This window comes from Polaribacter sp. PL03 (genome assembly GCF_033875165.1).
Lineage (GTDB): Bacteria > Bacteroidota > Bacteroidia > Flavobacteriales > Flavobacteriaceae > Polaribacter.
Window position 1 is genome coordinate 21,966 of the sequence record NZ_JAWZSV010000001.1, and the last position, 16,052, is coordinate 38,017.

The window sequence follows — 16,052 nt, forward strand, 5'->3', positions numbered from 1 at the left end:
AATTAAGCAGTTAACAAGCTGTATAATCATAATTATTGTTAAATTCGCCCACACATTATTCTGTAATTCTTATGAAAATAGCAAAATTTAAAAAATGGAATATCATTTTAGGATGGTTAACGTTTATAATTGCTCTAATAACTTATTCTTTAACCATAGAACCAACCGTTAGTGCTTGGGATGTTGGAGAATATATTGCAACTTCAGTAAAACTAGAAGTTGGGCATCCACCAGGTGCGCCTTTGTTTCAAATGTTAGGTGCATTTTTTGCAATGTTTACATCAGAAAATTCTGAGATTGCAAAAATGGTAAACTTTATGTCTGCCTTAGCTAGTGCATTTACCATTTTATTTATGTTTTGGACAATTACCAACTTAGGTGAGAAGTTATCTTTAAAAGCTGGTAAAATAACAGAAGGAAGCTATATTGCCATCTTAGGAAGTGGTGTTGTTGGTTCTTTAGCCTATACTTTTTCAGACAGTTTCTGGTTTAGTGCTGTAGAAGGCGAAGTATATGCAATGTCTTCTTTTTTAATGGCTTTATTATTTTGGTTAGGTTTAAAGTGGGAAAGCGAAATACACACCGCTAGAGGTAACAAATGGTTAATTTTAATAAGTTTTGTAGTTGGTTTATCATTTGGTGTTCACATACTTTCTTTGTTGGTAATTCCTGCAATTGTAATGTTGTACTTTTTTAAGACCTACAAAAACATAAATATAAAAACAACTGCAATTGCTACTATTATATCTGTTGTAGCTTTAATGTTTGTTTTTAAATTTTTATTTCCTTTTACTTTAAAATTCTTTAGTGCATCAGAATTATTTTTTATCAATTCTTTTGGGTTGCCTTTTAATTCTGGAAGTATTATTGCTGCAATAGTTTTAGTAGCACTATTCTTTTTCGGTTTAAAATACACTAGAAAAAATAATAAAGTACATACAAATACATTAATCTTATCTGTATTATTTATTATGATTGGTTTCTCTTCTTGGATGATGTTACCAATTAGAGCCAATGCAAATACTACAATTAATGAAAACAACCCTTCTAGTGCACGTGAACTTTTAGCATATTATGATCGTGAGCAATATGGAGATGCAAACGTTTTTTATGATACTTATTATTCTAATTCTTTCGAAAGAGAACAAGATGCAAATAAGGAATTTAAAGACGACAAACCTAAGTATGAAAAGAAAGATGGAAAATACGTTATTGTAAATAAATACAAAAATGTAATACCAAATTATTCTGATAAGCACAAAGGTTTTATACCTAGAATGGTAGACCCAGCTTCAGAAAAAATGTATAAAAATATTGCTGGTATTCCACAAAACAGTAAACGTAGACCCACTTTTGGTGAAAACGTTAAGTTTATGATGAGCTACCAATTTGGTTACATGTATGGGCGTTATTTTATGTGGAATTTTGCCGGAAGACAAAATGACATTCAAGGAAGGTTAGATCTTTTTAATGGAAATTGGATTAGTGGAATTGACTTTATTGATGAGGCTAGATTAGGTTCTCAACAACAACTTCCTGCACAAGTTCTAGAAAATAAAGGACGTAATAGATATTACTTTTTACCATTAATATTGGGTTTAATTGGGTTATTTTTTCAGATTAAATGGGACAAAGAAAATTTCTTTACATTATTTTTATTCTTTGCCTTTACTGGTTTCGCAATTATATTTTACACAAACCCTAAACCTTTTGAACCAAGAGAAAGAGATTATGCTGTTGTAGGTAGTTTCTACATTTTTGCAATTTGGATTGGTTTTGGTGTTTTAGCGCTTTATGAATATTTAAAGAATTTTGCGAACAAAAAAACAATTGCAATTGTTGTTTCTGTTGTTTCTCTATTAGCTGTGCCTACCTTAATGGCTTCAGAAAACTGGGACGATCATGATAGATCTAACAGATACACAACGCGTTTAAATGCGCAGGCTTATTTAGAAAGTTGCGATGAAAACGCAATAATGTTTACCATTGGAGATAATGATACTTTCCCGCTTTGGTACATGCAAGAAGTAGAAGGTATTAGAACAGATTTAAAGCTAGTAAACACAAGTTTATTTGCCACAGATTGGTACATAGACCAAATGAAACGTGCAGCCTATAAATCAGCTCCTATTCCGTCTCAATTAACACACGATCAATATAAATATGGTAGTTTAGATATTGCATATCATATCGAACACCCAAGATTTAAAGATTCTGTTATTGAGATTAAAGATTTAATGCGTTGGATTTCTTCAGACAGTGATGCTACTTATTATATTGATGAAGAGAACAATATTAAAGAAAAATTCTACCCAACAAATAGAATTAGAATTCCTGTAAACAAAGAAAATGTTTTAAAAAGCGGTGTTGTTGCACAAAAAGATGCAGACAAAATTTTAGATTTTATAGACATTACTATAGATGATAGAGGAATTACAAAAAATAGAATATTAATGTTAGATATCTTAGCTAATAATGATTGGAAACGACCAATATACTTTACAGGTGGCGCTAACGCAGATGAAGAATATATTTGGTTAAAAGATTATTTACAACTAGATGGTTTAGCTTTTAAATTAGTTCCTATAAAAACACCTGCTAAATTTATTGATGAAAGCGGTAGAAAACGAGAAGTAAGCTTGTTTGATATTGGTAGAATAGATGCTAATAAAATGTACGCTAACATTAAGAAATTAGAATGGAAAAACATAAATAGTGGTAAAATCTATTTAGATGAACAAACAAAAAGAAATGCAATTTCTCTAAGAAATAGTTTAATGCGCTTGTCTGATGCTTTTGCAAAAGAAGGAGACACTTTAAAAGCTGTAGAAGTTTTAGACTTATCTTTAGATAAATTACCTATCGAAAAATTCGACCATTATAGCTTGTCTTTAGGGTACCCAGAAATGTATTATAATTTAGGTGAAGATGAAAAGGCAGCACAAGTTACAAACACGTTATCTCGTTTAATTATAGAAAAGTTAACTTGGTTAAGTACTTTTGATAAAAATGATAGTGATCTTATTTTTGATGAAATAGATACTTCTTTATATATGTTTAAAAACTTAATAGATCAAGTAGAAAGAGGTAGTAAAGACAAAAATTATGTTTCTAAAATTCAAACAGAATTTATGGACACTGTTAAGCTTTTCGGGCACTTAATACCAGATGAAGAATAAGCTTATATGAGAGCATATTTACCAAAAACGCCAAACTTTATCATGAGATTTTTCTCTACATATGTTTGGCGTTTTTCTTTGGATAAAAAAGAGATTTACCTCACTTTTGATGATGGACCAACTACTGAAATTACAGACTTTGTTCTAAATAAATTAAAAGAATACGATGCAAAGGCAACCTTCTTTTGTATTGGAAAAAATGTTACTAACCATACTGATATTTTTAAAAGAGTTCTTAAAGAAGGTCATTCGATTGGAAATCACACTCAGAATCATTTAAATGGTTGGAAAACAAAGAGCAATAGTTATTTAGATAATGTTTTAGAAGTTGAAGAAACTTTAAAAAAACACCATTTTAACTCTCAGAAACAAAAACTATTTCGCCCACCTTACGGAAAAATTAAAGGCAAGCAAGCAGAAGAAGTTATAAAAAAGGGTTATAAAATAATTATGTGGTCTGTTTTATCTGGAGATTTCGACACCACAATTTCTAATGAAAAATGTTTGCAGAACGTCTTAAAGAACACCAAAAACGGAAGTATTATTGTTTTTCATGATAGTGTAAAGGCTGCAGAAAAAGTAACGTTTGTATTGCCTAAAATTTTAGAAGAGTTTTCTAAACAAGGTTATGTTTTTAAAGCTATTTAAATTCTAAAAATAATTAGTTAACAAAAATATCTAGCCCTGATAGAGCGGTTTGTTTGAGCTCTTTTTTATTTCTTTTTCAGAAATAAAAAAAGCGAGTAGCGAAAGCAGGAAATAGCTTCTAAAAACTATAGGTATTGCAGCACTAAACCAATTAAAGTATTAGCATCTTGCACACCTGTTTGGCGCCATTTCATTTCACCATTTTTATAAATCATAAACGTAGGGTTGCCTTTTACATGTAAAGAATCTGCAAGGGCTTCGTTTTTCTTTATATCTATCTTTATTACATTGGCTTTATCGCCTAATGCAGCAGCTACATTTCTAAGTGTTTCTAAAGCATTTTCTGCAGGCGTCCAATCTGTATAAAAGTCTATAAGTACCGGTTTTTGAACGCTAATTAATTCTCCAAATTTTGTCATAACATAAATTTTTAAGGGGGAAAAACTAAGGAATATTTAATAGTTATTTTACAAAGATAAAAAATCTATTTAAAACTATTGATTATCAGCCTTTTTTCAATTCTATAACTGTTATTTCTGGCCAAATACCCACTCTACCAGGAAATGCGTGGTACCCAAAACCTCTATTTACATTTATAAATCTGCCTTTTTCTTCGTACAAACCTGCCCATTGTTTATATACAAATTGAGAAGGACTCCATTTTAACCAACCCGGAATTTCGATTCCCATTTGTAAACCATGTGTGTGGCCACTTAAAGTTAATTGATAATTAAACGGATCTTCTTTTACTTTGATTTCCCAATGACTTGGATCGTGAGACATTAAAATTTTAAAATCTTCTTGTTTAACGTTTATTGATGCTTTTTGTAAATCTCCTTTTTTCTGAAAACCTCCTTTTCCCCAGTTTTCTACACCAACTAATGCAATTTTTTGTCCGTCTTTTTCTAAATATCTATTTTCATTACACAATAAATCGAATCCAATTTTTTTATGAACATCTTTTACAGCTTGTAAGTTATCTATTTTATCTTGTGGATTACTCCAATCCATATAGTCTCCATAATCATGATTTCCAAGAATAGAATACTTGCCTTCTTTTGCTTCTAGCTTATCGAAAACATCGATCCAATTATCCATTTCATCTGCTTTATTATTTACAATATCGCCTGTAAATAACATAATATCAGATTTTTGCTGATTGATTAAATCGACACCATATTGTATTTTTTCTTTATTGGTAAAACTTCCCGAATGAATATCTGAAATTTGTGTGATTGTAAAACCATCGAAAGCTTCTGGTAAATCTTTAAACGTTAATTGATATTTTAAAACCTTGTAATTGTATTTTCCCTGCACAATACCATAGATAAAAGATACAAAAGGTATAGCAGCTAACCCTAAAGCTATTTGAGATATAAATTTTCTTCTACCAACCAAAGGCTTTGTTTCTCCGGATGAAATTGCAGAAAACAACTTTAAAACCCAACGATATACATCTTCACCAAACATTATTATTAAGATTAATAATTTTGGTAATAAGATAGTTAACATTACGCCCATTGCCATTTGAAATTGGGGCGTTTGACCTTGTGTTCTATCGTAAGTAATTGATACGTAAAAGAAATTTAAATAGGCTATTACACTTACTATAACCCAAGAATAACGAATAATTTTATTTTTAGTAATTGTTTTTATTGCCTGAAAAGCATACACTTCTAACAACATAATAATGGCGAACAAAATAATTAGTCTAATTGCTATTTTCATAAAAGAAATTTTACTTTAAAAAATTTCATCAAAGATAACTGTTATAATGTCGATGGAATTTTAATAGGATGTTAAAGTTTTGTAGCTTTACTGCTACGACTGCAACACCCTTATTTTTCAGTTATTTTTATAAGAATTATCATCAAAATAGATTACAAAATAGATATGTCAGATCAAAAAAGAGTTTTTTTAGTTGATGCTTTTGCATTAATTTTTAGAGGATATTATGCTTTTATAAAAAACCCAAGAATTAATAGTAAAGGTTTAGACACCTCTGCAATTATGGGTTTTATGAACTCTCTTTTAGACGTTATAAAACGTGAAAGACCAGATCATTTAGCTGTTTGTTTTGATAAAGGCGGAAGTGTAGATAGAGTAGAAATGTTTGAAGCTTATAAAGCAAACAGAGATGAAACTCCTGAGGCTATTAAATTAGCAGTGCCTTACATTCAAGAAATTTTAAAAGCAATGCACATACCAATTATGGTAAAAGCTGGTTTTGAAGCAGATGATGTTATTGGTACACTTTCTAAACAAGCAGAAAAAGAAGGCTATAAAACTTTTATGGTAACGCCAGATAAGGATTTTGCGCAGTTAGTTTCTGAAAACATTTTTATGTACAAACCTCGTTTTGGTGGTGGTTACGATATTTGGGGAGTACCAGAAGTACAAGAAAAATTTGGCGTAGAAAACCCAGAACAAGTAATAGATTTTCTTGGAATGATGGGAGATTCTGCAGATAACATTCCTGGGTTACCTGGTGTTGGAGAAAAAACTGCTAAAAAGTTTTTGGCTACTTATGGTTCTATGGAAAACTTATTAGCAAATACGCATGAGCTAAAAGGAAAAATGAAAGAGAAAGTAGAAGCTGCCAAAGATTTAGGTTTACTTTCTAAGAAATTAGCAACAATTATGTTAGATGTTCCTGTAACTTTTAACGCGAAAGATTTTGAATTAGACCAACCAGATATAGAAAAAGTAACAGCACTTTTTAATGAATTAGAGTTTAGAAACTTATTAACCAACTTTACTAGAACTTTTGCTGTTGAAAATGCAGAGAAAACAAATTCTTCAGAAAACAAAATTGATGATAAACCAAAAGTTGCTGCTAAAAAAGCGGCTCCAGTTCCTGAAGGTCAGTTTGATTTATTTGCTGCTCCTGGTGCAGGAAGCGTTACTGAAGCAGAAGTTGCTTCTGGCTTCAAAACAATAAAAGACACAAATCATTTTTATCAACATATAGATTCTCCTTTTTCTAGAAAATTATTACTTAGAAAGTTAATGGAACAAACTTCTGTTTGTTTTGATACTGAAACGACTGGTTTAAAAGCCTTAGAAGTAGAATTAATAGGAATTGCTTTTTCTTATGAAATTGGTAAAGGGTATTATGTTTCTTTTCCTGAAGACCAAGAAGAAACAAAAGCAATATTAGAAGAATTTAGACCCTTTTTCGAGTCTGAAATTGAAAAAATTGGTCATAATTTAAAATATGATATTAAAGTATTATCGAATTATAAAATGCCTGTAAAAGGAAAATTATTCGATACGATGATAGCGCATTACCTCATCAATCCAGACATGCGCCATAATATGGATATGTTGTCAGAAACGTATTTAAATTATCAACCGGTTTCTATTGTAGATTTAATTGGTAAAAAAGGAAAGAATCAACTTTCTATGCGTGTAGTTCCCATTGCAGATCAAACAGAATATGCCGTAGAAGATGCAGATATTACGTTTCAACTAAAACAACTTTTTACAAGTGAGTTAGAAACTGGAAATGTTACCAAACTTTTTAATGAAATCGAATTGCCGTTGGTTTCCGTTTTAACGGCAATGGAAATTGAAGGAATTAACATAAATACCAATTTCTTAAAAGATTTATCTACTGCCTTAACGGATGACATAGATAGACTTGAAAAAAATATTTACGAACAAGCAGGAGAAGAATTTAATATTGCTTCACCAAAACAATTAGGTATTGTTCTGTTCGAAAAAATGGAATTGGTTAAAAAACCTAAAAAGACAAAAACTGGGCAATATGCAACTGGAGAGGATATTTTATCTTTCTTGGCAAAAGACCATGAAATTATTAGAAATATTCAAGAATATCGTCAATATAAAAAATTACAAAGTACGTATGTAGATGCACTACCAAATGAAGTAAACCCAAAAACAGGTAGAATTCATACAGAATACATGCAAGCAGTTGCTGCTACTGGAAGATTAAGTTCTAACAACCCAAACTTACAAAACATACCAATTAGAACAGAACGTGGTAAAGAGGTTCGAAAATCTTTTATTCCTAGAGATGAAAATTATGTGCTGCTTGCGGCAGATTATTCTCAAATAGAATTAAGAATTATAGCTGCTTTAAGTGAAGAAGAAAATATGATGGAAGCTTTTAAAAACGGAGAAGATATTCATGCTTCTACCGCTGCAAAAGTTTTTAATGTTCCTTTAGATGAAGTTACAAGAGAACAGAGAAGTAACGCTAAAACAGTAAACTTTGGAATTGTATATGGTGTTTCTGCTTTTGGTTTAAGTAATCAAACAGATTTATCTAGAAGTGAAGCAAAAGAACTAATTGATACGTATTACGAAACCTATCCGAAGTTAAAAGCATACATGTCTGCACAAGTAGATTTTGCAAGAGAACATGGGTATGTAGAAACAGTATTAAATAGACGTAGGTATTTAAAAGACATTAACTCTAGAAACGCAATGGTTAGAAGTGGCGCAGAAAGAAATGCTGTAAATGCACCAATACAAGGTTCTGCTGCAGATATTATTAAACTTGCCATGATTAATATTCATAATCGTTTTGAGAAAGAAGGTTTTAAATCGAAAATGCTTTTACAAGTGCATGATGAATTGGTTTTTGATGCTCATAAAGACGAATTAGAAATTATTAGACCAATTATAAAACACGAAATGGAAAATGCTTTTAAGATGAGTGTTCCTTTAGATGTTGAAGTTGGAATTGGAGAAAATTGGTTACAAGCGCATTAAAAAATAAAGAATGAAATTAGATTATCTTGATGACATTAATGGTCACGAACAAAATATTGTGAGACTTTATAACTTTAATAAAACCGAAGCAATTAAATTTAGAGACCTTTTACAAGAAACTATTATAGAGAAAAAACAAAAATTAGATTTAGCTAAAATAGATTTTGTAGAACCGCGTAATTGTAACTTAATATTTGGTTTATTTAATGCTGATGAAGGTATATTAACCAAAGATAACGAAACTTTTTTCTGTGTTTTAACTATAGAAGGCTTTCATAAAATGATACAACTTATAGAACCATTTTGTAAAAAAGAATCTAAAGGATATCAATATTTATATGATCTAGACAACCCAACAGATTTAATGTTCTGTCCATCTGCAACCTAATATATTAGAAATTAGAAGTATGAAAAAAATTCAATATTTATTTTTATTTTTTCTGATTTTAAGTAATTGCAAAGAAATCAATAAAACAGCATTAGATAAATTAAATATTGAAAAAACGATAGATAGCTTAGAGATTTTTGGAGAAAATATTATTTCTACTTCGTTATTTGAGAGAGATTTTGCTCTGTCTCCTAATAGAGATGAAATTATATTTACTTTAGGAGAATTTAAACAGAAAAAGCGATTTTTAGTTCACTTAAAAAAGGAAAATAATATCTGGAGTACACCAAAAATATTAAGCATTTCAGGTGAATACCAAGATATAGAACCTTTCTTTTCTATAGATGGAAATAAATTATTTTTTGCTTCTAACAGACCAATAAACAATAACAGCATTAGAAAAGATTACAATATTTGGTTTAGTGAAAAAGTAGATAACAAATGGAACAATCCTATCGCTTTAGACACAACTATTAACTCTACAAAAGACGAGTTTTACCCTTCTGTTTCTTCTAATGGAAATTTATATTTTACCGCAACAAGAAAAGATGGTATAGGAACCGAAGATATTTTTTTCTCTAAGTTTATTGATGGAAAATATAGTAAGCCAAAAGTTTTAAGTGAAAATATAAACAGTAAAACGTATGAGTTTAATGCTTTTGTTAATGCTGACGAAAACTTACTTATTTTTAGTTCTTTTGGAAGAAAAGATGGTTTTGGTGGTGGCGATTTATATTTTAGCAAAAAAGATGCACAAGGAAACTGGCAAAAAGCAGAAAATATGGGTAAAGAAATTAACTCTTCTTCTTTAGATTTTTGTCCTTTTTTAGATGAAAAAACAAATAATTTATACTTTTCTAGCGAACGTTCTAACATTAACAAAAAGACTCTTACAGTTAAAGATCTTGTTGATTATGCAAATTCTACAGAAAACGGTATGTCTAATATTTATAGAGTTAAATTTGATGTTGCATCTAAATAAGAGTATTTAAAAAAAAGAAAAACCCAAACCAAAAGAAATACTATCTAGACGATCATTTTCAAAACCTGCAATTCCTTTTCTATGGTAATCTATTCTAAAGATAGTATTCCATCTTTTTTCTCCTTCAATTTGAAAACCCAAACCAATTCCGTAATAATTTCCATCAGGATATTTAGAAGATGGCGTCCACATTTTACCATACCTAACTTCTGTAAAAAAAGCATCTCCATCTTTTTCTGTAATATTATACTTTAAACTTCCATAAGTTGGAAAAGCATCTACATCATAATTCCAATGAAAATCATACCCCGAATTAAAAGCAATTGCAACTCTTTTCTTAAATTCATAACCAACACCAACCCTAAAAAATAATGCTGCAGGCACAATAAATGGCCCATTATCATCATCAGAACCTATTTGATAATCTTCATTAATTCCTAGCGTAAAATTTATATCTGAAGTAAAAAAAGGTCTACCTAATTTTTCTTGAGAATTTATCTTATTAAAAATAAACAAGACAGCAAAAACGATTACTATTTTTTTCATTTGGTTGATTATGTTTGTTTTTTACATTTAACAAAAACTATTCCGTTTTAAGTTTCTCATTAAAGATTATAAATAATAAATTTTATATGTAATTTTGCAATTCATTATGAGCATAATATCTAAAGACATACAAAAAGCAATACAGCTATTAACCAATGAAGAATTGGTTGCAATACCAACTGAAACAGTTTATGGTTTAGCTGGTAATATTTTTAGCGAGAAAGCAATTAAAAGCATTTTTTCTACAAAGAAAAGACCCTTTTTTAATCCGTTAATTGTACATATACCTTCTACAGATTCTTTAGAAAATATTGTAACTCATATACCTGAAAAAGCAAAACTTTTAGCAGCTGCTTTTTGGCCAGGTTCTATGACTTTAGTTTTAAAAAAGAGCAAAAACATACCAGATATTATTACTGCAGGAAAGGACACTGTTGCTGTTCGTGTACCAAACCACCCATTAACTTTAGAATTATTAAGACAATTACCTTTTCCTTTAGCTGCACCAAGTGCGAACCCATTTGGTAGCATTAGTCCTACAAAACCAGCGCACGTAGAAAATTATTTTAAGAATGAAATAAAAATGGTTTTAGATGGTGGTTTTTGTGCGAATGGAATAGAATCTACCATAATTGGTTTTAAAAATGATGAACCAATAATATATAGATTGGGCGCTTTAGCTCTAGAAGACATAGAAGCTGTTGTTGGTAATGTTTCTTTAATCAATAAAAAAGAAGTAAAACCAGATGCTCCAGGAATGTTGGCAAGACATTATGCTCCTAAAACTACTACCTTTTTAGTTGATGACGTTACTGCCGAAATTAAAAAACATTCCGGTAAAAAAATTGGAGTTCTTATTTTTAAAGACTCATTAAAAGACACTGCCGTTAAAGAAATAATTCTTTCTAAAAATAACTCTATGCAAGAAGCTGCATCTAATTTATATGATGCAATGCACACATTAGATAGTGAAAGTTTAGATGTAATTATAGCAGAACGGTTTCCTAACAATGGTTTAGGAAAATCTATTAACGACAGATTACAGCGTGCTACATTTAAGTAAATTATCTTACAAATCTATACGTAGCTTTTAGTAAGAAAGTATCATTTGCAGGTACATCAAAAATTTGATTACTAACACTGTCTGTTAAAGAATCGCTTATACTTTGAGAACCAGAAGAACCTCTTGCCCAAACCAAAAACAGTTCAGAACCCGGTTTATATTCCCATCTTACAACCAAATTGGTTTGTAACTGTACAAAAGAAAAATCTGGATTCGTAAATGAATATGTTTCATTATTCTGATTTTCATTTATTGTATAAATGCTACTACCAGTAGTTGTAGTTGCTTGTGTTATTTGATTCTCATCATAAAAACTAACTCTATCATTAACAGAACTTGCAACAGCATTGTTTACAAAATTAAAATTAGAATATCTTCCTCTAGAAATATAAGGTTGGCCGTAAAATTGAATCGAAAAATTAGGATTTAAACTATAATTCAACCTTAATGTAGAAGACCAAGTATCGTTTTTAATGTTACCTAAAATGTATCTTTTTAAACTACCAAAATCTCTTGTTGTTACATATTGTGTTTTATCTTCGGTTTGGCTAAATTCATTATTTAAAGACATACTAAAAGAATCGAAAGGTTGGTAATTTATTCTAAAAGTATATCTGTCTCTTTTAAAAACCTCTTCTTCACTTTTAACTTTAAGGTAACTAACCCTAAAACTTAATTTTTTACTTCTATCAGAATTTATAGAAGCATAATAAAAAATATCATCTGCTGCTCGCCAACGCGGTCCGCCTCTTAAAAAAGCATTTCTATGTATTTTACTACTAGAACCATAACCAGCATTTGTAGACCAATTATTTTCCCAATTTACATTTCCTTGTAATTCGTATCTAAATTTATTCAAATTACCTCCAAAATCATAGGTTGTAGATTGCTCTAAACTAACATTAATATTTCTATAAATTCCTTTTGGTTCTTGCCACAAATATTTTGCTTCTGCAAACTGAATCATTTCATCTGTTTGCCTTAAAAAACCTACATCATTTAACTCTAGTTCTGGAGAACGCCATACAAAACCACCATTGTAGCGCCAATTTCCACCACCTTGTTTACCCATTTCTACTCTACCTCCAGTTCCTGTTAAAGATGTTCTAGTATTATCTACATTAACATAATCTGCTCCTTCTCTTTGAAATAATCTTGCAATAGAACGTTGTGTTAGTTCTATTGCTTCTTCGCTACCAGAAACATAACTTAAGATTGCGTTTCCTTCCAGGTAATATTCCCTTTCTTTCCAAGTATGTCTAAAATCTAATCCTCCAGTATAGGCAGCTTTATGTAGTTCAGAAAAATCACCATCTAAATTTCTGTTTGTAGCAGTTAGAATACCACCAATATAAGAGTTTCTATCGTTAAAATCTTTTTGTGCTCTTGCTACAAAATAATTAGTTAGAGGTTCTACAATTTCTTCTCTTGTTTCTCCATTTACTTGTTTTACTTCTGCAAATTCATTAGAAGTTACACTTTCTAAAATACCAACAGACCAACCATTTTGAGTTTTTCCAGAAAATTTAGCAGCTCCTAGAATTGTTGAATTTTGTGGCACATCTGCAAACTCACCGTTTTCTAAACTAGGATATCTATGAGGGTTTCTACCAATTCTTCTACTGTAAAAAAGATTATCTCTACCGTTGGCAAATTTAAAATCGAATATATTTTTGTTCTCTACAAAAAAGGGTCTTTGTTCTCTAAAAAAAATTTGAAATCCGTCTAAAGCAATTGCACCAGGATCTGCTTCTACTTGGCCAAAATCTGGATTTATTGTTAAATCTAATGTCAAATCATTAGTAATACCAATTTTAGCATCTAGACCTGCGTTAATTTTAAAATCACTTCCATCTTTATATGGGTTATTTGGCACCGCAGGATAATTATCATATTGTAAAACAGTAAAGGGTTGTATTTCTAGTTGTTTTTGAGATTTTAAATCTACCAAACCATGAAGTTCTCCTGCTTCACTAATAAAACCTGCCTGGTCATTAGGAATTCTTTGCCAAAGAGATCTTTCTTGAAGTCTAAAAATAGTTCTATTAATATTAAAACCCCAAATTTGTTCTTTTGCATTACCAAAACGTAGTTGACTAAATGGAATTTTCATTTCTGCTGTCCAACCTTTATCATCTACATTTGCATCTGTATACCAAATAGGGTTCCAACTAGCATCAAAACTATCTCCATTTCCTGTTACTATTTCTTCTCCTTTAACACCTGCAGCAGTTGTTGTAAATGCAAAAGCTGTTCTTTTATCATGGTAACTATCTATAATAACATTTATTCTATCGCCTGCAAAACCATCTCTTCTACTTAACCTTTGTTGAATTAATTCTGGATTGTCATCTAAAGCACGCAAAGCAATATATAAGTACTTTTCATCGTACATTACTTTAAACTTAGTTTGGCTTGTTGGTGCAGAACCTTCATCTGGAGTTTTCTCTACAAAATCTGAAGACCACTCTACAACATCCCAAGCATCTTCATTAATTTTACCATCTATAATTGGTACTTTAACCAGCTTTTTTGTGGTATAAATTCTTTTCGGAATTTTATTTAATTGTTCTTCTTGTGCGTTTGACTTTAATATAAAAAAGGTACTTAGAGTTAAGATTGAAGTAAGAAATTTCATTAATTTTTTGGTTGATTTTATTCCCCAATGAGAACACTACATGTACTAATCATCGAGAGTACAAAAATACCCTTCTATTGTCTTAAATTTTTCTTAAGGTTCTGTTAATTTTAAAAAACCTTTTCCTATTTATTTAAAAGTTCTTGTAATAAAGATTAATTTCTCTTTGGCTAAATCATTCAATTAGTATAATTTCGCTTTCGAAATGTGTAGAAAATTAATTCATCTTATTTTATCTAGTCTTTTATTTCTGTCTGTTTTTGCTAATTTACAAGCAAACACACTACAAAATAATAAGATAAACACCGCTACACAAAACAATTTAGAATTAGCTTTAACAAGTACTTCTCAGAATTTAAACATTGTTTTTTCTCCAATTGAAAATGAACCTAAAAGTTCTTTTAATTTTAATTTTGTAGACGTTAGCGATTTAGAAGAAAATGAAGAGAAGTTATCTTCTAAAGAAGTTTCTTTAAAATTTTCTAGACACATTCTTACTTCTTTTTATAGTCATGTTTCAGAAACGACTGCTAAAAAAGAGAATGTAAATACTTTTACTTACCACCATAATTTTAGCAACAAGTCTTTAAGACTACATGCTAAATATCAGGTTTTTATAATTTGATCTTTTTTTCTTAATAATTAAATAACCTTTTTGAGGCGTATTTAATTACACATCCACATATTAGAAAATAGAAAAACTAGAAAACATCATTATACATGTTTTCGATACCAATCAATTTATAAAATTAATTTTTTTTTAAGATAGTAATACTATGAAAAAAATAAACATTTTCATTGTCTTGTCTGTATTGTTTATATACACAAGTTGCGAAACAAAGAAAGAAGTAAAAGAAGAAATAGTTGCCTTTATAGTAACAAACCCCATAAAAAAAGATACTTCACTTACAAAAGATTACGTAAGTCAAATACATTCTATTAGACATATAGAATTAAGAGCTTTAGAAAAAGGATATTTAAAAAACATCTCTGTAGATGAAGGGCAATATGTAAGAAAAGGACAAGCAATGTTTCAAATAATGCCAAACATTTATCAGGCAGAATTACAGAAAGCAAGAGCAGAATCTCATACTGCAGAAATAGAACTAGAAAACACTCAACTTTTAGCAGATGGCAATGTTGTTTCTAAAAATGAACTTGCTTTGGCAAAGGCTACTTTAGACAAAGCAAACGCAGAAGTAACACTTGCTAAAACACATCTTGGTTTTACAAGAATAAAAGCACCTTTTAACGGTATAATAGATCACTTAGAAGTTAGAGAAGGCAGTCTTTTAGACGAAGGAGAATTACTAACCACACTTTCAGACAATAGTAAAATGTGGGTGTATTTTAACGTTCCGGAAGCGGAATACTTAGACTACATAACAAGCGCAGACAAAGATTCTAAAAAAGAAGTTAGTCTCTTAATGGCAAATAATAAAACATTTAACCAGAAAGGAATTGTAGAAACTATTGAAGGAGAATTTAATAGCGAAACTGGTAATATTGCATTTAGAGCAACATTTCCTAATCCTGATAAAATTTTAAGACACGGTGAAACTGGTAGCATCCTCATGACAGTTCCTTTTAAAGATGTTATTATAATTCCTCAAAAAGCTACTTTTCAAATTTTAGATAAAACCTATGTTTTTGTAGTTGATAAAAACAATGTTGTAAAGCAACATGAAATTATAATTGGTGCAGAATTACCTCATCTTTTTATTATCGAAAAAGGACTTACTGAAGAGGACACCATCTTATTAGAAGGTATTAGAATGGTAAAAAACAATGAAAAAATACACACCAAATTCTTAGAGCCAACCAAAGTAATGTCTGAGTTAGACTTATACGCTGAATAATTTCGAATT

At 30.0% G+C, this 16,052-nt stretch carries 12 protein-coding genes; 8 read left to right on the forward strand and 4 right to left on the reverse strand.

The window, feature by feature from the left end:
* Positions 1–71: 71 nt before the first annotated feature.
* Together SHK09_RS00085 and SHK09_RS00090 are read left to right on the forward strand one after the other, a co-directional pair.
* Positions 72–3,179 (forward strand): DUF2723 domain-containing protein, encoded by a 3,108-nt coding sequence (locus tag SHK09_RS00085; RefSeq protein ID WP_319808723.1) that lies wholly within the window; start codon positions 72–74, stop codon positions 3,177–3,179.
* Positions 3,180–3,185: 6 nt separating this feature from the next.
* On the forward strand, positions 3,186–3,827 hold the full coding sequence (locus SHK09_RS00090) for a polysaccharide deacetylase family protein (protein WP_319808724.1): 642 nt from the start codon (positions 3,186–3,188) through the stop codon (positions 3,825–3,827).
* Between the two features lie 125 nt (positions 3,828–3,952).
* On the opposite strand, the gene SHK09_RS00095 is transcribed toward SHK09_RS00090, so the two are convergent.
* Both SHK09_RS00095 and SHK09_RS00100 read right to left on the reverse strand, forming a co-directional pair.
* On the reverse strand, positions 3,953–4,246 hold the full coding sequence (locus tag SHK09_RS00095) for a thioredoxin family protein (RefSeq protein WP_319808725.1): 294 nt from the start codon (positions 4,244–4,246) through the stop codon (positions 3,953–3,955).
* Positions 4,247–4,331: 85 nt separating this feature from the next.
* On the reverse strand, positions 4,332–5,555 hold the full coding sequence (locus tag SHK09_RS00100) for a metallophosphoesterase (protein WP_319808726.1): 1,224 nt from the start codon (positions 5,553–5,555) through the stop codon (positions 4,332–4,334).
* Between the two features lie 165 nt (positions 5,556–5,720).
* Here SHK09_RS00100 and polA point away from each other — a divergent pair, with 165 nt between their 5' ends.
* From polA to SHK09_RS00115, 3 genes are read left to right on the forward strand one after another with little or no spacing between them, the layout of a single operon-like run.
* Positions 5,721–8,567 carry a DNA polymerase I gene (gene polA / locus SHK09_RS00105; protein ID WP_319808727.1) on the forward strand — a complete coding sequence of 949 codons (2,847 nt, stop codon included), beginning with the start codon at positions 5,721–5,723 and terminating at the stop codon, positions 8,565–8,567.
* Positions 8,568–8,577: 10 nt separating this feature from the next.
* Positions 8,578–8,955, forward strand: a complete 378-nt coding sequence (locus SHK09_RS00110) for a hypothetical protein (RefSeq protein ID WP_319808728.1) — start codon at positions 8,578–8,580, stop codon at positions 8,953–8,955.
* Between the two features lie 19 nt (positions 8,956–8,974).
* Positions 8,975–9,937, forward strand: coding sequence for a sialidase family protein (locus tag SHK09_RS00115; RefSeq protein WP_319808729.1), 963 nt, complete (start codon positions 8,975–8,977; stop codon positions 9,935–9,937).
* A gap of 6 nt (positions 9,938–9,943) precedes the next feature.
* On the opposite strand, the gene SHK09_RS00120 is transcribed toward SHK09_RS00115, so the two are convergent.
* The gene (locus SHK09_RS00120) at positions 9,944–10,483 is read right to left on the reverse strand and encodes a hypothetical protein (protein WP_319808730.1); all 540 of its coding nucleotides are present in this window, start codon (positions 10,481–10,483) and stop codon (positions 9,944–9,946) included.
* Positions 10,484–10,589: 106 nt separating this feature from the next.
* On the opposite strand from SHK09_RS00120, the gene SHK09_RS00125 reads away from it, so the two are divergent.
* A complete protein-coding gene (locus SHK09_RS00125; RefSeq protein ID WP_319808731.1) occupies positions 10,590–11,546 on the forward strand; it encodes an L-threonylcarbamoyladenylate synthase in 957 nt (318 codons plus the stop codon).
* Position 11,547: 1 nt separating this feature from the next.
* Here SHK09_RS00125 and SHK09_RS00130 read toward each other — a convergent pair whose 3' ends face one another.
* Positions 11,548–14,184: a DUF5916 domain-containing protein gene (locus SHK09_RS00130; protein WP_319808732.1), complete on the reverse strand. Its 2,637-nt coding sequence runs from the start codon at positions 14,182–14,184 to the stop codon at positions 11,548–11,550.
* A 205-nt stretch (positions 14,185–14,389) separates the two neighbouring features.
* On the opposite strand from SHK09_RS00130, the gene SHK09_RS00135 reads away from it, so the two are divergent.
* Both SHK09_RS00135 and SHK09_RS00140 read left to right on the forward strand, forming a co-directional pair.
* Complete coding sequence (locus SHK09_RS00135) at positions 14,390–14,809, forward strand: hypothetical protein (protein ID WP_319808733.1); 420 nt, start codon at positions 14,390–14,392, stop codon at positions 14,807–14,809.
* Positions 14,810–14,960: 151 nt separating this feature from the next.
* Positions 14,961–16,043 (forward strand): efflux RND transporter periplasmic adaptor subunit, encoded by a 1,083-nt coding sequence (locus SHK09_RS00140; RefSeq protein ID WP_319808734.1) that lies wholly within the window; start codon positions 14,961–14,963, stop codon positions 16,041–16,043.
* Positions 16,044–16,052: the final 9 nt, after the last annotated feature.